A 19,404-nucleotide genomic window follows, 5' to 3' on the forward strand; every position below is an offset into this window, starting at 1 on the left:
CAGCTCTTTATTCCATGCATTCTTCGAGCAGCGCCGCGCCGATAATTCCCGCGTCGTTCCCCAGTGTCGCGGCGACCGCTTTGGGCGCGCCCACATCCGCTGCGCCAAAGACATAATCCTGCAGCTTTTCATTAAGCGGATCCAAAAGAAACTCCCGCTGGTTGCAGATGCCGCCTCCCACGATCACAATTTCGGGGCGCAGCACGGTGACCAGGTTTCCGATACCGACCGCAACATACGAAATATATTGGTCTACGACGCAGCGCGCGGCCTTATCTCCCTGTTTTGCCGATTCAAAAGCCGTGCGGCCATCTACCTCGCCCCCGTGGTCTTTGGAAAATTTGTGCATGAGGGATTCCGGATGTTCCTGCATGGCCATTTTTGTCTGGTTGATGAGCCCCGTTGCGCTGCCGTAAGATTCCAGGCAGCCTTTTTTGCCGCACGTACACCGCACGCCGCCGTATACGATGACAGTATGGCCCGGCTCGAAACCTGCGCCATCAGCGCCTTTGAATATCTTTCCGTTCAGGATCATACCGCCGCCCACGCCCGTTCCAAGCGTTACCATCAGCGCGTTTTTATACCCTTTGGCCGCTCCCGCGAGCGCTTCGCCCAGCGCCGCGCAATCTGCGTCGTTACACACAAACGCAGGCCGGTCGATATGCTTTTTGATCTCCTCTATGAGGGGCACATTGCGCCAGTTCATATTATTTGCAAATACCAAAAGGCCCGTTTTGGGATTGATATAGCTGGGGCTCCCCACACCGAGCGAGGTAAACGACGAAAGCGGCAAGCCCGCTTTTTCCGCCACTTCCTTTGCCGCGCGCCCTATGTCTGCGACGATCTCTTCAAAAGAACGGTGCGCGCCAGTCGGAATACTGTGCCGGGCAATGATATTGTAATTTTCGTCAACCACGCCCGCCGCGATATTTGTGCCGCCGAGGTCGATCCCCAAATAATATTTCATTCAGCTCTCCCCAAAATCATGTGAAATTCTATAGTATGATTTTACAATAATTATCAAAAAAAATCAAGCGCGATCAAATCGTAACATCAAAACGCTACATGCGCTATACCGTCGTCTTAATGAGCGCGCACTCGCCCATGACCGTGACCTTCCCGCTGCTTGCCGGAACAAACAGGCTGTCGCCCGCCAAAAAGTCGATCCTGTCATCCCCGCAGGCCGCTGTGCCTGCGCCTTCAAGGATCACCAGCGATACAAAGCTTTCTTCTCCCGCATGAACTACTACCTGTCCCGTACTTGTAATGAGCTCTGTCGTGAAATACGGGCAGCTTGCAAGCGCCGTATGCGCCGCGCCGCACCCATCCATCCATTTTTTTCCTGACACGCTTCTCTCCGAGGGCTGCAAATTACTCACGGCAAGCGCTTTATCGATGTGCAGCTCACGCAGGTTCCCCTGCTTATCGCGCCGCCCGAAATCGTATACGCGGTAGGTGGAATTTGAATTCTGCTGGATCTCGCAGATCATGATGCCCGCGCCGATGGCGTGTACCGTCCCGGCCGGGATAAAAAACACATCGCCCTTTTTGACAGGCACGCGCTTAAGCAGACCGCACAGCGTATCATCTTCGATCGCCTTTCCGAACTCTTCTTTGGTGATTTCGTGCGCAACGCCAAAGTATAGATATGCGCCGATCTCACAATCCAGGATGTACCACATTTCCGTCTTGCCGTATTCGCGCTCGACACGCAGCGCATATTCGTCGCTGGGATGCACCTGTATGGAAAGGGACTGCTTTGCATCGATGAATTTGATCAGTACCGGGAAGTCCTCAAATTCCTGCGCGTTTGTTCCCCACGCAGGCTTCCCTATTCCGGCAAGGTATTCCGAAAACGTACAGCCCGCATATTTCCCCGTCACCACTGTGCTCTGGCCGTCCGGATGCGTGGACAATTCCCAGCTTTCCGCAAGCGGCCGCAGGTTCGTTTGCTTGTTATATTTTGTTTTCAGCTTTTCCCCGCCCCAAAGATAGTCCTTAAAGGCCGGGCTTAACTTTACGATACCCATATCCTATTTCCCCGTGGAGCCGAACCCGCCGCCTGCACGCCGCGTTTCTTCCAGCTCTTCCACTTCGCAAAAATCGACTGCCAGCACCGGCGTGACCACAAGCTGCGCGATCCGCTCGCCGGGGGCGACCATCTGCGCCTCCTGCGAATGGTTATGAAGGGATACCAGCACCTCGCCGCGGTAATCGCTGTCCACAACGCCTACCTTGTTTGCCGGGGCAAGGCCGCGCTTTGTCGCAATGCCGCTGCGCGCGTAAATGAGGCCCGCATAGCCGGCCGGTATCTCGAGCGCGATGCCCGTGGGGATGAGCCGCGTATCGCCCGGCTTTAAAATCATATCCTCTTCTACACATGCATAAAGATCCGCTCCCGCGGAAAATTCCGAGCCATAGGTGGGGATGATGGCTTCTCTTTTCAACTTTTTGATGTTTACCCTTTTCTTTTCCATATCCTGGCTCCCATACTGGATTATTTTTTACATCATAGATTGTAGCATATGCACAGAATCAAAAACAACCCTTCACTTAAGAAGGGTTGTTTTGCTTATCCTTTATTCCGTCTGGCGTTTCTCCCTGCCGTGCGTGTACGTCGGAAGCAGCAGCGGAGATACTTTATCGCTCACGATGCCCGCCTGCTCCATCTCCTTTGCATACGCGTCGACGTGCGACAAGGTCAGCCCTCCGACATGGACGGACTTTGCTTTCTCCGCCGCATGGATGCCCGCGTTCCTGCCGAATACGATCACGTCAAGCAGCGAGTTCCCCATCAGGCGGTTCCTGCCGTGGATGCCCCCTACGGCCTCCCCCGCGACAAACAGGTTTTCGACCTGGCTCTGCCCGTCCACCGTGATACGGATGCCGCCGTTCTGGTAATGCAGCGTCGGATAAATGAGGATCGGTACCTTGCGCATGTCGATATCGTATTTCATATACATGCGCAGCATGGCGGGCAGCCGTTTTTCCAGCGTCCCCTCGCCATGGATGATATCGATCATCGGCGTATCCAGCCACACGCCATATCCCTCGGGCGTTTCTACGCCCTTGTGCCGTTCATTGCACTCCCGGATGATGGAGGCGGCCGCCACGTCGCGCGTCTCCAGCGGATGCATGAACGCTTCCCCTTCGGAGTTTATCAGCATTGCGCCCATAGAACGGACTTTTTCCGTCACCAGCGCACCGAAGATCTGTTCGGGGAAAGCGACGCCTGTAGGATGGTATTGCAGCGTATCCGCATACAGCAGCGGAGCGCCCGCGCGGTAGGCGAGAATCAGGCCGTCCGCCGTCGCGCCATAATGGTTGGATGTCGGAAAGCCCTGATAATGCAGCCTGCCTGCGCCTCCTGTTGCAATAATCACCGTCTTCGCGCGCGCGATCATGTATTCGCCCGTCTCCATATTCATCAGCACCGCGCCCGCAGCCCTGCCGTTTTCATCAAGGAGCAGCTCGATCGCCGCCGTAAAATCTACGATTGGGATCTGGCGGTTCATCACCTCGTCGCGCAGCACGCGCATGATCTCCGCGCCCGAATAGTCGCGCGCGGCGTGCATCCGTTTGCGGGACGTACCGCCGCCGTGGGTAGTGATCATCGTACCGTCCGCTTCCTTGTCGAACATCACGCCCAGCTCATTCAGCCATTTGACCGCGCCCGGTCCTTCCGTGACCAGCTTTTTTAAAAGCTCGGGCTTGTTTGCATAGTGCCCGCCGCCAAGCGCGTCCAGATAATGGATCGCCGGGGAATCGTTCGGCTTGTCCGCCGCCTGGATACCGCCCTCTGCCATCATCGTATTCGCATCGCCCATCCGCAGCTTGGTCACGACCATGACGTTCGCGCCGGCCTTATGCGCCTCGACCGCCGCTGACGCACCCGCGCCGCCGCCGCCGATGATGAGCACATCCACGTCGTACTCCACCCGTTCAAGATCAAGGTCTAAACCTTTGACCCTGCTGTTTGCCTGCAGCAGCGCCGCCAGCTCTTTCGGTACCTTGTCCCCTTGATTCGGCCCGATCCTAAGCGCCTCAAAGCTGTCCTCCCGGTAATCCGGGTGGAACTGCTTTAATAGCGCTTCTTTTTCGTCGGCGGTCATTCTTCTTGGTTCCACGCCGATCCTTGCCTGTCTCGTCTCCTCCACCTTTTCGATGGACGCAAGCATTTCTGGTGTAAACATACTAACCCCGCCTCCTTATTGTTCGATCTGCCTGTGGTTGTAAAGCTCTTTCAGCTCCTCGATGGGTTTGTTTGCCACATCCTCTAAGAGCTTGATAAAATCACCGTGTTCGATTTCCTTGACGCGCTCGGTCAGGTGCTTTGATTCGGGCGCCAGGTATTTCCCCGTCAGCCGGCGCGCGAGAAGCGCCACCTGCGGATGGGAAATTTCGGCCGGGCAACGCGCGGAGCATACGCCGCACATCACGCAGTCAAAGGATTTCTCGGCACATTTTTCATATTCGCCGCGCTGTGCATGCGCGATATACTGCATGACCTTCAATTCCTGCGTGCACGCCTTGGTGCATGCGTTACAGCCGATACAGCTGTAAATCTCCGGATAGAGCTGCATCATGATCTGCTCTGTCGGTTTCGTCTGCTCCATATCATAAACCGGCTTCACGATCGGGAAAAACGGCAGCATCGCAACATACATGTTATCTTCCACCGTTGTCTGGCACGCCAGGCAGAACTTCAAGGTGTTATCGCCCTTGATGCGGTAGATCGTCGCACACGCGCCGCAAAAACCGTTGCGGCAGCCACACCCGCGCACAAGCTGGTATCCCGCATATTCCATTGCCCCCATGATGGTAAGGCCTGACGGGACGCTGTATTTTTTGCCCATCAGAAAGACATTTACCATTTCTTCCATTACCCTGTCTCTCCTCTCAATATTCATCCGGCAGTTCCGAAAGCTCGTCGCAACGGAATACCGGGCCGTCTTTGCACACATATTTGGAACCGATGTTGCAGCGTCCGCATTTGCCCACGCCGCACTTCATGCGCAGCTCCATCGTCGTATATACCTGCTTTTTATCGAACCCCAGCTCTTCTAAGGCCTGCAGCGTGAACTTGATCATGATGGGCGGCCCGCACACGAGCGCCGTCCTGTCCGTCTGAAAGCCAAGCTCCTTGACATAGTTTGGAACAAAACCGACATGTCCGTCCCACTTGCCTTCCTCCTGGTCGATCGTCAGGTGTACTTGCACATCCTTTGCATTGCTCCACTCGTTTTTAATTTCATTGAAATCCACCAGGTCTTCCATGGAGCGCGACCCATAGACGATGTCGATCTTGCCATACTTCTCACGGTAGTGCAGCACGTAATTGATCACCGAACGAAGCGGGGCAAGGCCGATGCCGCCTGCGATGAAGAGCAGGTCTTTGCCCACAAGTTCCGTTTCTACCGGAAACGCATTGCCGTACGGCCCGCGGATCGTGATCTGCTGTCCGACGTCCATCTGGTGCAGCCAGTCCGTCAGGCAGCCGCACTTTTTGATGCTGAATTCCATGAATTCCGTGTTTGTGGGCGACGAGGTAATGGAAAACATCGCCTCCCCCACGCCGGGAATGGAAAGCATCGCGCACTGCCCCGGCATATGCGCAAAGCATACGCCGCCGCTCCTCCCCTGCGCGCGGAACGTCTTGACGTCCGGCGTATCCTTCCTGATGTCCGTGATGACGCCGATGTCCGGGATGAGCGTATCCTTCCTGTCTATATCTAGATTACTTGCCATCTTCTGTTTCTCCCAAAGCTTTTATTACCTTTACGATGTTCATGGAAATCGGGCATTTGGAAACACACCGCCCACAGCCCACGCACGAATATTCCCCGCCGTTGTTTGCCGGGAAATAGACCAGCTTATGCATAAAGCGCTGTCTAAAGCGTTCAAGCTGCGTCTTGCGCGGATTCCCATGCGCCATCCGCGTAAAATCGGAATACATACACGAATCCCAGCAGCGGTAGCGCTTTATGCCGTGTCCCGTATCAAAATCGCGGATATCGTAACACTGGCAGGTCGGGCATACGAAAGTACACGTCCCGCAGCCGATGCACGCGCGGTAAAGCTCTTCCCATTTTGGCGAGTCAAACAGCCTGCCCGTCGCGTCCCCGTCAAAGCCCTTGAGGCTCAAATCCTTTAACGGCAATTGATCCAGTATCTCTTTGGCCTTCGCGACAGCCCCGTCAATTTCGCTGTCCTCTGCATCTTCAAAAAGCGATTCTACCTGCGCTGTCAGTTCCTCACCCTTTTGCGTTAACGGCTTCCAGTACAGGGTGTCGCCCGTGATCCACGTCGCAACATCTCCGTTTGCCTGCGTCGCGTCAATGCCGAACGCACCGCAAAAGCACGTTTCCTCCGGCTCACTGCACGCAAGCCCTACCACCACGCCGTTTTCACGCCGGGCCTTGTAGTAGGTATCCACCGGCTCTGCAAGGAACACCATATCCAGTATATCGAGGCTCTTATTGTCGCACGGCCGCACGCCGAACACCACGAACGGCGTATCCGGCTCCTCCGGCGGCAGCACTTCGATGTTTTTATCCTGCATCTTGAAAGCCACGAGGTCTTCGCTCTGCGGAAAAAACATATCCTTAGGCGATTTCACCGTATTGAGCACATTCAGTTTTACCTTCGCATCCTTCGTCCAGCGTTCGTAATTCGTCTTTCCCGCCTTGAAAACGGGCAGGTACAATTCCTTTTTCTCGTCGATTGCGGAAAAAAGCTCGCCAATACGGCTCATAGGCAATTTTTTCATCATTTCCCGCCTCCTTTATGCGCGCCCGGCTCAATATCGTCCTGCCGGTACTGAACCAACGGCCACGGCGATTCGTCGTCGCTGCCCGCCTGGTATTCGCCGTAAAAATCGTTGATATCCTTGATGAATTTACGGTTCAAAAGGTGCAGCGGGATCCCCTGCGGGCACACACGGCTGCATTCGCCGCAGTCCGTACAGCGCGCCGCCACGTGGTATGCGCGTATGATATGGAACATGTTTTCTTCAAACGTATCCACGTTCGCCTTGCTGCTGATGCCCGAATCGTCGTTGTCAAACACGCACTTTAAGCACGAGCACGCGGGGCACGCGTTGCGGCAGGCGTTGCAGCGGATACACTTGGAAAGCTCGCTGCGCCAGAACGCAAAGCGCTCGTCTGGGGTCATGTTTTCGAGGCGTTTCACCATGCCGAAACGGTCGTAAGCACGTTCGGGGAGCGGTTGTTCGTCCTCCACGACTTCGTCGAACACGACGCACTTCTTGCTCTTGCAGGCCATGCACTTTTCCAGCAGCACATCTTGCGTCCTGCACGTTTTGTCGCCGTAAACGGTCGATACCTGCAATTCGCTGTAATCGTCCTCTTCGTCTTCCACGCCCTTGATGTGGATGTGTTCCTTCACGCCGGTGATCCCTTTGATCCCCTTGGCGTGCATCTTATCCTTATCCGCCATGCCATGGCACGGGATACCCAGCACATAGATCTTGGAGCGGTCAATCCGGTGCTCCTTTACGAGCTGGTTGAAGCTGTAGGTATCGCACGGCTTTAAGGGAACCATGATGTTCCCGTCCTTCTTGCTTTCCGCAATCAGGTATTTGCTCAGGTTTGCGCCGCAAAAGCTGTTGTATACGAGGCCTGAAAGGTCGCCGCCGTAAAATACGGCGGGCGTATTGTCATATCCGTACTCGCCCTTTTTCCAGCCGACCACGCGGTCAACGATGCCCTCTTCAAGCAGCCGCTTCGCCCTGTCTTTTATGATCTTCTCTATTCCTTGCATCTCAAATCCTCCAGCCTCTTGTTCTCGCCCAGCTCGTGGATCGTCTTTGCAAAATCGTTCATCACCTGCGCGAACTTCTGTCCTTCCGCAGCGGAAACCCATTCCACGCGCGTCCGTCCCTTTTCGATACCCAGATAATCCAGCATGCTGAACAGCAGGGCGAGCCTGCGCCGCGCGTAGTAGTTCCCCGTGGAATAGTGGCAGTCGCCCGGGTGGCAGCCGTTGATGATCACGCCATCCGCCCCGCGCTGGAACGCGCGCAGTACAAACATCGGGTTCACACGGCAAGAGCACGGCACGCGGATGATCTTCACGTCCGCCGGATAGGAAAGCCTGCTCGTTCCCGCGAGATCCGCCCCCGCATAACTGCACCAGTTACAGCAGAAAGCGACGATCAGCGGCTTGAATTCGCTGTTTTTTGCTTCATTCAGTTCTTGCATATCGCATCCACCTCCGCCATAATCTGCCTGTTTGTAAATCCTTTCAGGTCCATCGCACCCGAAGGACATGTGACCGTACATGCGCCGCAGCCCTGGCATACCGCCTCGTTGACCTGCGCCAAACGGCGCACCTCACGCACGCCGTGGTCGTTCACTTCTTTTTCGATATAATCGATCGCACCGTACGGACAGACGTTTGCACACGCGCTGCACCCGTTGCACAGCAGCTCGTCGCTGAGGGCAACGCATGGGTTACAGCTCAATTTATCCTTGGCAAGCAGGCCGATCACCTTGGCCGCGGCAGCGCCTGCCTGCGCGACCGTTTCCGGGATATCCTTCGGCCCCTGGCATACGCCGGAGAGGTATACGCCCGCCGTCGGGCTTTCCACCGGGCGCAGCTTAGGATGCGCTTCCGTAAAGAAATCGTTGGTATCCATGCTCGCTGTGAGCATCGTCGCTAAGCTGCGCGCCGTCTTGTCCGGCTCGATGGCCGCGGCCAATACAACGAGATCCGCGTCGATCGTGACCTGCGTGTTGCTGATCAGGTCGGAGCCCTGTACCATCAGCTTGCCGTCCTGCTCCGCGACCTTGCCGACCATTCCCTTGATATAGTTCACATCATATTGCTCTACCGCACGGCGCTGGAATTCGTCAAAGTTCTTGCCCGGCGTACGCACGTCGATATTAAATACCGTCACCTGCGTATCCGGATATTTTTCCCGCGTGAGCATCGCGTGCTTCGCGGTATACATGCAACATATCTTCGAGCAGTACGTCTTGCCGCAGCTTGACGTATCGCGCGAACCTACGCACTGGATGAACACGATCTTTTTGGGGTGCTTGCCGTCGGACGGACGCAGCAGCACGCCTTTGGTCGGCCCTGCCGCATTGGTCAGGCGTTCAAACTCCAGCGATGTGACCACGTCCGGGTTCTGCGAATAGCCATATTCGTCGAACTTTTCCAGTGAAATCGGATTGAAGCCCGTCGCCGCAATAATCGCGCCGTATTCGCGCGTCACGATTTCGTCCTGCTGGTCAAAATCGATCGCCTTCGCGCTGCACACCTTTTCGCACAGCCCGCATTTCCCTGTCTTATAGTGGATGCACGCGTCGTGGTCGATCACCGGTACATTGGGGATTGCCTGTGCAAAGGGGATATAGATCGCGCCGCGGCAAGAAAGCCCCATGTTGAATTCGCTCTTGGCTTTTCTCGACGGGCATTTTTCCGTACAAAGCCCGCAGCCCGTACAAAGGTCGCTGTTTACGTTGCGCGCCTTTTTGCGGATATCCACCTTAAAGTTTCCCACAAAGCCGGAAACCTTCTCCACTTCGCTGTATGTATAGATATTGATCTTTTCATGCGCGGCAGCGTCCACCATTTTTGGCGTCAAGATACACGCCGCACAGTCGAGCGTGGGGAACGTCTTATCGAGCTGCGCCATCTTGCCGCCGATCGTCGGGGATTTCTCCACGATATCCACTTCATACCCCGCATCCGCGATATCGAGCGCTGTCTGAATGCCGGCGATGCCGCCGCCAATGACCAGCGCGCGCTTTACGACCGGGCTTTCGCCCGCCGTCAGCGGCGCGTTCAAATTGAGCTTTGCGACCGCCGCTTTTGCGAGGATAATGGCTTTCTCCGTACCCTCTGCCTTGTCTTTATGGATCCACGAGCACTGCTCACGGATGTTTGCGATCTCTACCATGTACGGGTTGATCCCCGCTGCGACCGCCGTCTTGCGGAACGTCGCTTCGTGCATCCTCGGCGAACACGAACAGACCACGATGCCCGTCAAATGGTGTTCCCTGACCGCTTCCTTGATCTTCGACTGCCCGCCTTCCGAGCACATGTATTGATAGTCTGCCGTATATACGACGCCCGGCTCGCTTTTCAAAGCCTGCGCGACCGCTTCGACGTCGACCGTCGCCGCGATATTGCTGCCGCACCAGCAGACAAATACTCCTATTCTCTGCAAGAAAATCTCATTCCCTTCCTGTTATTTGTTGTATTTCCTAAGCGCACTGGTGATTGCCTGCTGCGGCATATCTTCATCCAGTATTTCCGGTATTTCCGTGACCTTGAGGTGGTTTTCGCCCTGCGAACGGATCTTCAGCAGGCGTACCGCCTCGATCAGCTTTGCCGGCTCCACGCTGCGCGGGCAACGCTCTATGCAGGCAAAGCAGGACAGGCACCTAAAAATGGACTCCGAATTCATCAGCTCTTCGATGCGCCCCTTGCGCACCATGGATACAAACTGGTGCGGATGGTATTCCATTTCGTCGTATGCAGGACAGGTGCCCGAGCATTTCCCGCACGTCATACACTTCCTGGGGTCAACACCGCTCATGCGCAATACCTGCTCGCGCATATCTTCACTGCTCATGTTCACTTCGCGCCGCCCCCTTCCGATGTGCCGAGCGCCTCTGCCAGAAGCTCCGTAAAATAATGCACCGAAACCGTATACCCTGCGCTGTTCTGATCAAGGTTGTAGCGGCACAGCGGACATGCCGTCACGATCATTTCGGCACCCTTGGCCTGCGCAGAAGAAAGGATGTTATTGCACATCTTTTTGGATGCGTCCTTATCCTCGATCACCACATAACCGCCGCAGCATTCGTTGCGGTAAGCATAAATGACAGGCTCCGCGCCGATCGCCCGGATAAAGTCTTCGATGATGGACGGGTTTTCCGGATCGTCAAACTGCATCTCGTCATTGGGGCGCAGCAGCAGGCAGCCATAATAAGCGCCGATCTTCTTACCCGTAAGCGGATTCTTCACTTTTTTTCGCAATTCACCAAAGCCGATGCGGTCGCGAAGCATCTCCAGGTAATGGAGCACCGTCGCCTCTCCCGCGTAGTCTTCCTCAAGCTTCAGGTAATTGTTGACCTTCATGCGGATATCGTCATTTGTACGCATATCGTTGTTCACGCGTTTCAACACATGGTGGCAAGCGCTGCAAAGCGTAACGAGCTCCTGCTTCAAGCCTTTTGCGCTATCAAGAGCGCGTACGGCCGAAAGCTTGGTCGCGATCTCGTCCTTTGCCATGGGGTATACTGCGCCGCAGCACTGCCATTCGGGCAGCTCTATAAGCTCCACGCCTAACGCCTGTGCGGATTTGCGTGCATATTCATCCAGCTCTTTTGCCTTTGTCTTCAGCGTACAGCCCGGATAATAACTAAAAACCATATTGTTTCCTTCTCCTCTTTTGTCAAACCATCTCTTCCGGATGGAACACTTCGTCAAATTTTTCAGCGGTCAAAAAGCCCAGTGCGACACACGCTTCCTTTAGGGAGATGTTCTCCTTATGCGCTTTTTTGACCGTCTTGGCGGCGTTGTCATAGCCGATATACGGATTCAATGCCGTTACCAGCATCAGGGAATTGTGCAGGTTATGTTTCATCTTTTCCCTGTCCGCCTTGATGCCCGACGCACAGTGGTCGTTGAACGAACGCAGTCCGTCGGATAAAAGCCTTACCGACTGCAGGAAATTGTAGATGCATACCGGCATGAACACGTTCAGTTCAAAATTCCCCTGTGATGCCGCCATGCCTACCGCCACGTCGTTTGCCATCACCTGTACGGCGACCATCGTCATGGACTCACACTGGGTGGGGTTGACCTTGCCCGGCATGATCGAGCTGCCCGGTTCGTTTTCGGGGATGAATATTTCCCCTAAGCCGCAGCGCGGCCCGCTTGCCAGCCAGCGTACGTCGTTGGCGATCTTCATCATGTTTGCCGCCAGCGCCTTTAGTGCGCCGTGCGCAAACACGAGGTCGTCCTTGGAGGTCAGCGCATGGAATTTATTTGCCGCCGTTACGAATTCCTTGCCCGTCAGCTTTCCCACCTGCTTTGCGATCTCTTCCGCAAAACCCTTGGGGGCGTTCAGGCCCGTACCGACCGCCGTGCCGCCGAGCGCGAGCTCTTTAAGGCCCGGCAGCGCCGCCTTCAGCATTTCCTTCGTTTTTTCGATCATATTGCGCCAGCCGCTGATCTCCTGCGAGAAGGCGATGGGCGTCGCGTCCTGCAAATGGGTACGCCCGCTCTTTACGATTCCTTCGTTTTCTTTTTCCAGCCGCTTGAATGTCTCGATCAGGCGATCCATTTCCGGCATCAGTTTATCTTCGATGTTCAGCACCGCAGCAATGTGCATTGCCGTGGGGAACGTATCGTTGGAGCTCTGCGACATGTTGACGTCGTCATTGGGATGCAGCAGCTTTTCCCCCGCGATCTCGTTGCCGCGGTTTGCGATCACTTCGTTCGCGTTCATATTGGACTGCGTACCGCTGCCCGTCTGCCATACCACCAGCGGGAAATGGCCATTCAGTTTGCCGGCCGTTACTTCGTCGCATGCCTGCTCGATCGCTTGGCGCTTTTGCTCGCTCAGCTTGCCCAAATTGAAATTGGCGATCGCCGCAGCCTTTTTCAAGATGCCGAATGCATGGGTGATCTCCCTCGGCATGACCTCGTCACCGATCTCAAAATTTTGCAGACTTCTCTGTGTCTGAGCCGCCCAATAACGGTCGGCTCTTACCTGCATCTCGCCCATCGAATCACATTCAATACGATATTCCATTGCCCTTGCCTCCCAAAACTTTATTTTATAAATTGACCTGGCTGATTACGTTTTTCAATACATCCGCGCTGTGGCGCAGCTTTTCCACTTCCCCGTCCGTAAGCGGCGGGAGCACGTTTCCGCATACGCCGTCCGGCCCTACAAGGAAGGGGATAGACAGGCACACGTCATTAATTCCGTATTCCCCATGCATCATGGAGGAAACCGTGATCGCCGTGTTCACACTGCCGAAAAGGCATTCCACGATCGTGCATACCGAGATTGCGATCGCATAGAACGTCGCTCCCTTGCGGCCAATGATCTTTGCCCCGGATGTTTTGATATAGCGTTCGATCTCTTCCGTATCGATATCGGGCTGGAGCATATCCTTGCAGTTGAAACGCTTTTTATAGTCAAGGAAATTGACGCTCCCGACCTGCGCGATAGACCATGGCACAAACGAGCTGTCGCCATGTTCCCCCAGCACATACGCATGTACATTCTTCTGGCTTAAGGAAAGGTATTCCGCGATCCTCGTGCGCAGGCGCGCCGTATCGAGTATCGTACCCGAGCCGATAATCTGGCGTTCCGGCAACCCGGACACCTTGCAGAACGTATAAGTCAATACGTCTACCGGATTGCTCACCAAAATGTAGATCGCATCCGGCGCGTGCTTGACGATCTCCGGTGTGATCTGCTTGATGATATCGACATTCGTCTGCGCCAGGTCTATGCGCGACTGTCCCGCCGTGCGCGGCAGGCCGGAGGTGATGATTACAACATCCGATCCCTCCGCGTCCTCGTATGTCCCCGCATAAATCTTCATCGGGGAACAAAAAGGCGTACCCTGGCGAACGTCCATCGCCTCGCCCAGTGCTTTTTCCGTGTTCACATCGATCATCACCACTTCAGAGGCAAGTCCTGTCACCGCCATCGTGTATGTGATCGTCGACCCGACGCTGCCCGCGCCGATGATCGTTACCTTCCTGCTCATTGTATTAAAAATCCCCCTTATACATAAAAAGCAGGCATTCCATGCCGCCAGCAGGCTTTGCTGGTCGTATCCGGCATGTACGCCTTTTTTTACTTCCTTCTTCTGTTTTGGTAAGCACAATTCCAAGCATAATCGTTATGCGCAGCCCCACCCTTACCACAGGTGGAAAACTGCCTGTCCTATCCGCCTGCGGGCGGCATCCTTAAGCTCCTTCATTCCAAATTTCTCCTCTTGTTTTCTATTATTTGTCTTTTTTTTCACACATACTGCGTAATAAAAAACTAGATTGTGTATATTTTAACAAATCATCCGTGTTTTGTAAATAGATATCTACATAATCATGTAAAATAGACGTGAATTTTAACCAAATTATTGTTTATTCTTTCACATATGTAAAGTTTGATATGTTTTTCACTTACTTTTGCAGTATGGCCCAGGCTTTTTGCCTCCGGGATTTCCGCCTTATGGCAGCGCTGTGCCCAGCAGGTAAATCCCCACGCCTGCCGCGCCGCAAAGAAGCATGACGAGCATGGGATTCATCTTGAATTTACGCAATAGGAATAAAGACGCGGCAAAAAGGATGGCCGTCATCAGGTCGATATCAAGGGCCGTTGGCTGGGCGGTTCCCGTGAGCGCGATCAAGAGGATGGTGCACGCCGAAGAAGCGATCAGCCCTACCGAGCAGGCGCGCAAGCCGCTTAACACATCGGTCACCCCGTCGATCCCGCTGTATTTGCGGAACAGGTAATAAAGGGTGGACGACAAGAGCACGCCCGCCAAGATACAGCCCAAGGTCGCAGCCAGCGCCCCCGGGAAACCGGCGATACGCGTTCCCACGAACGTGGCCGTGTTGACGGCTATGGGGCCGGGCGTCATCTGTGAGATGGTCAGGATATCCGTCAGCTCTTGGAAGGTGATCCATTGCTGCGCGTCCACGATGTATTGCTGGATCAGCGGTATCGTCGCATAACCGCCGCCAAAGCTGAAAAGGCCCACCTGCAGGAAATTTGCAAAGAGGTTAAACAACAGTTCCATTCCCCGCCCTCCTCTTGAGCCAGCCCGCGGCGAACGCCACCGCAGCGCTCCCCAGGATCACGGCGATCACATTGACCTGCAGGAAGAAAACCAGCACAAAGGACAATGGCAGCAGGCAGGAAAGCACCGGCTGTTTTTCCTTGAATACCGCACGGCCCATATCGATCACCACGTCGACCACCAGCGCGCATACGCCCGCTTCCATTCCCTTGAGCGCCGCCGCCACGACCAGATTATCGCGGAAAGCCGCATAAAAAACAGATACCGCCGTCAGGATGATGAGCGGCGGGATCACCGCTGCGATACAACCGATGAAAGCGCCCTTTTTCCCCGCGGTAGAAAAGCCCGTCACGGTTGCAAGGTTGACGGCGATCGCCCCCGGCGAGGACTGTGCCACCGCCGCCAGGTTCATGAGCTCTTCTTCCCCAAACAACTGCTTTTTTTCCACAAAATATTTCCGTATCATCGGCACGACCACGTAGCCGCCGCCAAAGGTAAATGCACTGATGAACAGGTTGATGCCAAACAGCCACCACAGCGATATCTTTTTTTCCATAGCTTCCCTCCGCATTCATTCTAACAATTGTATATCCATAAATAAAATGTTATTATTTTATTATATCTATAATAAATTAGTAATGTATCAGGAAGGGAAACAAATCATGAATTTGCGTCATCTAAGCGTGTTTTGTACGGTATGCAAGGAAATGAGCTTTACCAAGGCAGCGCAAAGCCTTTATATGACCCAGCCCGCCGTTTCACATGTGATCGCAGAGCTGGAACGCGAAACAGGCTGCGTCCTTTTTGACCGCGTCGCGCGCGGGATATCCTTAACGGGCGCAGGCAGGGCCTTTTACGGCAAAGCATCGGCGATCGTGGAATTATACGAAGACCTCGAGCGAAGCAGCGGCAGCCTCGAATTCGCTTCCCCCATCCGCATCGGCTCCAGTATCACCATTGCAAACTTCCTGCTGCCGGGTATCATGCGCGAATTTCAAAAAGAATTTAGCAATACCCCTGTGCGCATCGAGGTCGATACCGCGCGGCACAACACGGAAAAGCTTCTTCGCGGCGATATCGACGCCGCCCTGATCGAGGGCGCGATCTCTGATAACCGCCTTGCGGAGCATCCTTTTTCCGCCTTTGATATCGTGGCGGTATGCGCGCCGGATTATCCGCTTCCCGCTCCCCTGACGCCGCAATCCCTCGCCAACGCGGAGCTGCTGCTGCGCGAAAAAGGAAGCTCCGTGCGCGATGTTTTCGACAGCGCGCTCATGCTGCACGGCCTTGTCTGCGACCCAAAATGGACAAGCGTGGATTCCCAGGCCCTGATCCGTGCGGCGCAAAACGGCTTTGGCATCGCTATCCTGCCCGCCCTCCTGGTGCAAAGCGAGCTTACGGGCGGCAGCCTGGTACAGGCAGGCATACGGGACATGCATTTGCAGAACACCAACTATACGGTATACCACCGCGAAAAGCACCTCTCGCCTCCCCTGCGCGGATTTTTAGGCATCGCGGAGCAAAGCGCGCGCACCTGAGGAAACGGTACATAAAAAAGGGCATCGGCTCCCGATGCCCTTTTCGTTTCAATATGCCTTTACGCGTCTTTTCTCTCTGCGATCGCACGCTTCACCTGCTCGGTGAACAGCGGCAGTATCTTTGTCACATCGCCTACCACGCCGAAGTCAGCCACCTCAAAGATGGGCGCTGTCTCGTCCTTGTTGATCGCGATGATCACTTCGGAATCCTCCATGCCCGCCAGGTGCTGGATCGCGCCGGAAATGCCGCATGCAATGTATAAATCCGGACGTACCGTCTTGCCTGTCTGGCCGACCTGCCTGTCCTTTTCCACCCAGCCCGCGTCCACGCACGCGCGCGACGAACTCACCGTCGTGCCGCCGCCAAACGCTTCCGCCAGATCCTCGAGCAGCTTGAAGTTTTCCGGGCAGCCCATCCCGCGGCCGCCCGAAACGAGGATCTTCGCGTCCTGGATATCCATCTTGTCGCTCACCTTTTTGATGATGTCGAGAATCTCCACGTTCACGCTCTCTTTGGGAACGTTCACCGGATAATTTTCCACCTTGGCCTGGGACTCGATGGGAGAAATACGCTGCATCACGCCCGGGCGCACCGTTGCCATCTGCGGACGGTAATCCGGGCAGATGATGGTCGCCATGATGTTCCCGCCGAACGCAGGACGCGTCATACGCAGGTTTTTTGTTTCCGGATCGATCTCAAGCCCCGTACAGTCCGCCGTGAGGCCGGTATGTACACGCGCGGATACGCGCGGCGCCAGATCCCTGCCGATCGCCGTTGCGCCGTAAAGTACGATCTCCGGCTTTTTGGCCTTGATAATTTCCGTCAGAACATGCGCGTAAGGCTCTGTCATATAGACCTTGAGCGCGGGATCGTCCGCTAAGATCACGTTGTCCGCGCCGTAACGCCCCAGCTTTTCCGCCATCGCGCCGATGTCCGAGCCCAGTACGACAGCCGTCACTTCCGTGCCTAAGTCCGCCGCAAGCTCTTTTCCCTTGCCGACCAGCTCCAGGGAAACGCTTGTCAGCTTGTTATCTTCCTGTTGTGCGAATACGAATACGCCCTTATAATCCTGTATATTCATCATATCACCACTTTCCGTCAAATAATGAACTTGCTGCGGAGTTTTTCCATCAGGAATTCAACCGATTCCGCTGCATCCGTATTCACAACCGTACCCGCAGCCTTCAGCGGCTTGGTGAACGATTTGAACACGTGCGTCGGGGAACCCTTGAGCCCGATATTGCTCCTGTCAACGTCAAGGTCTTCCAGCGTCCAGATCTTGACTTCCTGCTCACGGTACGCGTCAAATACGCCCTTGGGCGTCATGTAACGCGGCTCGTTGAGCTCCGCAAGCGCGGTTAAAAGGCACGGCATTTTTGCTTTCAGGATATGATACCTGTCCTCATACTGGCGCTTCACGACAACGCTGTCGCCCTCGACCTTGATCTCCTCCGCATAGCTGATATTGACCAGTTTCAGATGCTCCGCAATCTGCGGGCCGACCTGCGCCGTGTCCCCGTCGATCGCCTGGCGGCCTGTGATGATCAGGTCAAAGGGCAGTTTCTTGATGGCCGACGCAAGCGTGGACGACGTCGCCCATGTATCCGCACCGCCAAACGCCCTGTCCGTAACCAGGATCGCCTCGTCTGCGCCCATCGCGAGCGCTTCCCTAAGGGCGAGATCCGCCTGCGGCGGCCCCATAGAGATCACGCTTACCTTAGCGCCCATGGAATCCTTCAGGCGCAGCGCGGCCTCAAGGCCCGCCTTGTCGTCAGGGTTGATAATGGACGGCACACCCTCGCGGATGAGCGTCCCAGTATTCGGGTCCAGCTTTACTTCATTCGTATCCGGAACCTGTTTGATGCAAACAACGATATTCAATGTGTTTTCCCCCTTCCGTTTACTTGAGCGCCGCGCCGGAAATAACCATGCGCTGCACTTCGCTGGTTCCCTCGTAGATCTCTGTGATCTTCGCATCGCGCATCATGCGCTCCAGCGGGTAATCCCTTGTATATCCGTAGCCGCCCAAAAGCTGTACGCACTTGGTCGTTACTTCCATTGCCGTTTCCGCCGCCACCAGCTTTGCCATCGCGGATTCCACAGAGAAACGCTCCTGCGTATCCTTGGCGATCGCCGCACGGTAAACGAGCAGCTGCGCCGCCTCGACCTTCGCTTTTAAGTCGGCGATCACGAATTGCGTGTTCTGGAATTTGGAGAGCGGGCGTCCAAACTGCTTTCTTTCCTTGACATAGACGATCGCTTCATTAAGAGCGCCTTCCGCAATGCCCAGCGCCTGTGCGGCAATACCGATACGGCCGCCGTCCAGCGTGTTCATCGCGACCTTGAAGCCCTGCCCTTCTTTTCCCAGCAGGTTTTCCTTGGGGACGATGCAGTTTTCCATGATCAGCTCTGCCGTGGCGCTGCCGCGGATGCCCATCTTGCGCTCTTTTTTCCCGACCGAGAAGCCCGGGAAATCTTTTTCCACGATGAACGCGGAAATACCGTGGTTGCCTTTGGATTTGTCTGTCATCGCAAAAATAATGTAGATATCCGCGTACCCGGCGTTGGTGATAAATATCTTATTGCCGTTGAGTACATAGTGGTCGCCTTCCAGCACAGCCTTGGTCTGCTGGCCGGACGCATCCGTGCCCGCACCCGCTTCCGTAAGGCCGAATGCCCCCAGCTTTTCCCCCTTCGCAAGCGGAACCAGATATTTTTGCTTCTGCTCCTCGCTGCCGAATTGCTTGATGGGATTGGAGCCCAGCGACGTATGCGCCGACACGATAACTCCCGTCGTCGCGCATGCCTTGGAAAGCTCTTCCACGCACATCACGTACGCAAGCGTATCGCAGCCCTGTCCACCATATTCCTTGGGGAAGGGTATGCCCAAAAAGCCATACTTTTTCAACTTTTCAACCGTTTCGACCGGGAAACGTTCCTCTTCGTCCAGTTCCTCCGCGAGCGGTTTCACTTCGTTTTCTGCAAAATCGCGGAAAAGCGTTTGCAGCATCTGGTGTTCTTTGCTTAATGTGAAATCCATATCTCTCTCCTAAATATAGCG

General features: G+C 55.1%; 20 protein-coding genes. 1 reads left to right on the forward strand and 19 read right to left on the reverse strand.

Translation table 11 applies throughout. The features are described from left to right. Positions 1-7: 7 nt before the first annotated feature. The 16 genes from BN6471_RS10405 to BN6471_RS10480 all read right to left on the reverse strand — a co-directional run bounded on the left by BN6471_RS10405 (position 8) and on the right by BN6471_RS10480 (position 15,360). Positions 8-967: an ROK family protein gene (locus BN6471_RS10405; RefSeq protein ID WP_066648665.1), complete on the reverse strand. Its 960-nt coding sequence runs from the start codon at positions 965-967 to the stop codon at positions 8-10. Positions 968-1,070: 103 nt separating this feature from the next. Then, complete coding sequence (locus BN6471_RS10410) at positions 1,071-2,030, reverse strand: type I phosphomannose isomerase catalytic subunit (RefSeq protein WP_066648667.1); 960 nt, start codon at positions 2,028-2,030, stop codon at positions 1,071-1,073. A gap of 3 nt (positions 2,031-2,033) precedes the next feature. Continuing rightward, on the reverse strand, positions 2,034-2,477 hold the full coding sequence (dut, locus tag BN6471_RS10415; protein WP_066648668.1) for a dUTP diphosphatase: 444 nt from the start codon (positions 2,475-2,477) through the stop codon (positions 2,034-2,036). Positions 2,478-2,579: 102 nt separating this feature from the next. Continuing rightward, entirely contained in the window at positions 2,580-4,193 is a 1,614-nt protein-coding gene (locus BN6471_RS10420; RefSeq protein ID WP_066648671.1) for an FAD-dependent oxidoreductase, read from the reverse strand. 15 nt (positions 4,194-4,208) lie between these two features. Beyond that, positions 4,209-4,883 carry a 4Fe-4S dicluster domain-containing protein gene (locus BN6471_RS10425; protein WP_066648673.1) on the reverse strand — a complete coding sequence of 225 codons (675 nt, stop codon included), beginning with the start codon at positions 4,881-4,883 and terminating at the stop codon, positions 4,209-4,211. 16 nt (positions 4,884-4,899) lie between these two features. Continuing rightward, positions 4,900-5,748, reverse strand: coding sequence for an FAD/NAD(P)-binding protein (locus BN6471_RS10430; protein ID WP_066648675.1), 849 nt, complete (start codon positions 5,746-5,748; stop codon positions 4,900-4,902). Continuing rightward, the gene (locus BN6471_RS10435; protein WP_330384478.1) at positions 5,738-6,772 is read right to left on the reverse strand and encodes a 4Fe-4S dicluster domain-containing protein; all 1,035 of its coding nucleotides are present in this window, start codon (positions 6,770-6,772) and stop codon (positions 5,738-5,740) included. The genes BN6471_RS10430 and BN6471_RS10435 overlap by 11 nt, the downstream gene beginning before the upstream one ends. Next, positions 6,769-7,773, reverse strand: coding sequence for a 4Fe-4S dicluster domain-containing protein (locus BN6471_RS10440; protein ID WP_066650077.1), 1,005 nt, complete (start codon positions 7,771-7,773; stop codon positions 6,769-6,771). Before BN6471_RS10440 ends, BN6471_RS10435 begins: the two co-directional genes overlap by 4 nt. Next, the gene (locus tag BN6471_RS10445) at positions 7,770-8,222 is read right to left on the reverse strand and encodes a hydrogenase iron-sulfur subunit (RefSeq protein WP_147554017.1); all 453 of its coding nucleotides are present in this window, start codon (positions 8,220-8,222) and stop codon (positions 7,770-7,772) included. Before BN6471_RS10445 ends, BN6471_RS10440 begins: the two co-directional genes overlap by 4 nt. Next, on the reverse strand, positions 8,210-10,198 hold the full coding sequence (locus tag BN6471_RS10450; protein ID WP_066648676.1) for a CoB--CoM heterodisulfide reductase iron-sulfur subunit A family protein: 1,989 nt from the start codon (positions 10,196-10,198) through the stop codon (positions 8,210-8,212). Before BN6471_RS10450 ends, BN6471_RS10445 begins: the two co-directional genes overlap by 13 nt. Before the next feature lie 21 nt (positions 10,199-10,219). Then, positions 10,220-10,606, reverse strand: coding sequence for a 4Fe-4S dicluster domain-containing protein (locus tag BN6471_RS10455; RefSeq protein WP_066648677.1), 387 nt, complete (start codon positions 10,604-10,606; stop codon positions 10,220-10,222). 2 nt (positions 10,607-10,608) lie between these two features. Continuing rightward, positions 10,609-11,409 carry a CoB--CoM heterodisulfide reductase iron-sulfur subunit B family protein gene (locus tag BN6471_RS10460; RefSeq protein WP_066648678.1) on the reverse strand — a complete coding sequence of 267 codons (801 nt, stop codon included), beginning with the start codon at positions 11,407-11,409 and terminating at the stop codon, positions 10,609-10,611. A gap of 22 nt (positions 11,410-11,431) precedes the next feature. Beyond that, a complete protein-coding gene (fumC, locus tag BN6471_RS10465; RefSeq protein WP_066648679.1) occupies positions 11,432-12,796 on the reverse strand; it encodes a class II fumarate hydratase in 1,365 nt (454 codons plus the stop codon). Positions 12,797-12,821: 25 nt separating this feature from the next. Then, the gene (locus BN6471_RS10470) at positions 12,822-13,769 is read right to left on the reverse strand and encodes an L-lactate dehydrogenase (protein WP_066650082.1); all 948 of its coding nucleotides are present in this window, start codon (positions 13,767-13,769) and stop codon (positions 12,822-12,824) included. A gap of 462 nt (positions 13,770-14,231) precedes the next feature. After that, on the reverse strand, positions 14,232-14,804 hold the full coding sequence (locus tag BN6471_RS10475) for a chromate transporter (RefSeq protein WP_066648682.1): 573 nt from the start codon (positions 14,802-14,804) through the stop codon (positions 14,232-14,234). Next, positions 14,788-15,360 (reverse strand): chromate transporter, encoded by a 573-nt coding sequence (locus tag BN6471_RS10480; protein ID WP_066648686.1) that lies wholly within the window; start codon positions 15,358-15,360, stop codon positions 14,788-14,790. Before BN6471_RS10480 ends, BN6471_RS10475 begins: the two co-directional genes overlap by 17 nt. 106 nt (positions 15,361-15,466) lie before the next feature. On the opposite strand from BN6471_RS10480, the gene BN6471_RS12940 reads away from it, so the two are divergent. Then, positions 15,467-16,342, forward strand: a complete 876-nt coding sequence (locus tag BN6471_RS12940; protein WP_066648692.1) for a LysR family transcriptional regulator — start codon at positions 15,467-15,469, stop codon at positions 16,340-16,342. Between the two features lie 59 nt (positions 16,343-16,401). On the opposite strand, the gene BN6471_RS10490 is transcribed toward BN6471_RS12940, so the two are convergent. Genes BN6471_RS10490 through BN6471_RS10500 form a run of 3 tightly spaced genes read right to left on the reverse strand, consistent with a single transcriptional unit; the run spans position 16,402 to position 19,383 of the window. Further along, a complete protein-coding gene (locus BN6471_RS10490) occupies positions 16,402-17,424 on the reverse strand; it encodes an electron transfer flavoprotein subunit alpha/FixB family protein (RefSeq protein ID WP_066650084.1) in 1,023 nt (340 codons plus the stop codon). A gap of 17 nt (positions 17,425-17,441) precedes the next feature. Further along, positions 17,442-18,224: an electron transfer flavoprotein subunit beta/FixA family protein gene (locus BN6471_RS10495; RefSeq protein ID WP_066648693.1), complete on the reverse strand. Its 783-nt coding sequence runs from the start codon at positions 18,222-18,224 to the stop codon at positions 17,442-17,444. 19 nt (positions 18,225-18,243) lie between these two features. After that, positions 18,244-19,383, reverse strand: a complete 1,140-nt coding sequence (locus BN6471_RS10500) for an acyl-CoA dehydrogenase (protein WP_066648695.1) — start codon at positions 19,381-19,383, stop codon at positions 18,244-18,246. Between the last annotated feature and the right edge of the window lie 21 nt (positions 19,384-19,404).

The sequence above is a fragment of the Christensenella timonensis genome, assembly GCF_900087015.1.
In the GTDB taxonomy this organism is placed as follows: Bacteria; Bacillota; Clostridia; order Christensenellales; family Christensenellaceae; genus Christensenella; species Christensenella timonensis.

Bases quoted from the DNA above. Each gene is read 5' to 3' on its own strand.
- BN6471_RS10405 (WP_066648665.1), bottom strand. From the start codon at position 967: ATGAAATATTATTTGGGGATCGACCTCGGCGGCACAAATATCGCGGCG.
- BN6471_RS10410 (WP_066648667.1), bottom strand. From the start codon at position 2,030: ATGGGTATCGTAAAGTTAAGCCCGGCCTTTAAGGACTATCTTTGGGGC.
- dut (WP_066648668.1), bottom strand. From the start codon at position 2,477: ATGGAAAAGAAAAGGGTAAACATCAAAAAGTTGAAAAGAGAAGCCATC.
- BN6471_RS10420 (WP_066648671.1), bottom strand. From the start codon at position 4,193: ATGTTTACACCAGAAATGCTTGCGTCCATCGAAAAGGTGGAGGAGACG.
- BN6471_RS10425 (WP_066648673.1), bottom strand. From the start codon at position 4,883: ATGGAAGAAATGGTAAATGTCTTTCTGATGGGCAAAAAATACAGCGTC.
- BN6471_RS10430 (WP_066648675.1), bottom strand. From the start codon at position 5,748: ATGGCAAGTAATCTAGATATAGACAGGAAGGATACGCTCATCCCGGAC.
- BN6471_RS10435 (WP_330384478.1), bottom strand. From the start codon at position 6,772: ATGATGAAAAAATTGCCTATGAGCCGTATTGGCGAGCTTTTTTCCGCA.
- BN6471_RS10445 (WP_147554017.1), bottom strand. From the start codon at position 8,222: ATGCAAGAACTGAATGAAGCAAAAAACAGCGAATTCAAGCCGCTGATC.
- BN6471_RS10455 (WP_066648677.1), bottom strand. From the start codon at position 10,606: ATGAGCAGTGAAGATATGCGCGAGCAGGTATTGCGCATGAGCGGTGTT.
- BN6471_RS10460 (WP_066648678.1), bottom strand. From the start codon at position 11,409: ATGGTTTTTAGTTATTATCCGGGCTGTACGCTGAAGACAAAGGCAAAA.
- fumC (WP_066648679.1), bottom strand. From the start codon at position 12,796: ATGGAATATCGTATTGAATGTGATTCGATGGGCGAGATGCAGGTAAGA.
- BN6471_RS10470 (WP_066650082.1), bottom strand. From the start codon at position 13,769: ATGAGCAGGAAGGTAACGATCATCGGCGCGGGCAGCGTCGGGTCGACG.
- BN6471_RS10475 (WP_066648682.1), bottom strand. From the start codon at position 14,804: ATGGAACTGTTGTTTAACCTCTTTGCAAATTTCCTGCAGGTGGGCCTT.
- BN6471_RS10480 (WP_066648686.1), bottom strand. From the start codon at position 15,360: ATGGAAAAAAAGATATCGCTGTGGTGGCTGTTTGGCATCAACCTGTTC.
- BN6471_RS12940 (WP_066648692.1), top strand. From the start codon at position 15,467: ATGAATTTGCGTCATCTAAGCGTGTTTTGTACGGTATGCAAGGAAATG.
- BN6471_RS10490 (WP_066650084.1), bottom strand. From the start codon at position 17,424: ATGAATATACAGGATTATAAGGGCGTATTCGTATTCGCACAACAGGAA.
- BN6471_RS10500 (WP_066648695.1), bottom strand. From the start codon at position 19,383: ATGGATTTCACATTAAGCAAAGAACACCAGATGCTGCAAACGCTTTTC.